General features: G+C 59.9%; 1 pseudogene. It reads right to left on the reverse strand.

The features are described from left to right. Window positions 1-66: 66 nt before the first annotated feature. Window positions 67-720 (reverse strand): annotated as a pseudogene (locus tag GUI70_RS22515) (IS6 family transposase); the annotation flags it as partial.

Genomic DNA, 720 nt, shown 5'->3' on the forward strand with positions numbered 1-720 from the left:
GGGGTTCTGGCAAGTTATTGCTGGTAGGGCGTAATCGAGGAGCAATGGGAGCAGATCGCCTGAAGTTCAGGCCACCTGTTGTACGACGGCCTTCCAGCTTCGCAGCGCAGTTCCCAGGAAAAATCGCCGGTCGTGAGCGGGGATAGTTGAGCGGGTAGAGCCGTGAAGGTTGGTGTCTTGGGCAGAACAGCGCCGATGACGACGCTTGCCCGCTGATTCTGGCGTGCAGGTCGAGAAATCCTTGGGTTCGCCTGACCTGCCGGAAACCCAGCTGGGCCCGTTCTTGACGTCGTGTGGGCCGATGAGATTGTTCAATCAGGTTATTGCAGCGAGCGGACGAGATCACCTCCTGGTGATCGACGTCATCCAGCGTCGGAAGCTCGCGGATGGCCGCCCCATAGCTTGCCAGCTTGTCAGTGCAGACTGTTTCTGGGACGTGATATTCACCCAGCAGACGTTGGAAGAATGCCGTCGCTGCCGAGGTGTCGCGGTGCCGCTGGAGGAACACGTCGAGCACGGTTCCGTGTTCGTCGACAGCCCGCCATAGCCAATGGATCACCCCACCCACGACGACGTGCATCTCGTCCAGATGCCACCGGGAACCCCGGCGGGGTTCCCGGTGGCGCAAGTGTTGAGCGAATTCACCACTGAAATTGATGCACCAGGCGCGGATGGATTCGCGGGACACTTCGATACCCCGCTCAAACAGCAACTCTTCGA

The organism is Deinococcus alpinitundrae (assembly GCF_009982895.1).
Classification (GTDB): domain Bacteria; phylum Deinococcota; class Deinococci; order Deinococcales; family Deinococcaceae; genus Deinococcus; species Deinococcus alpinitundrae.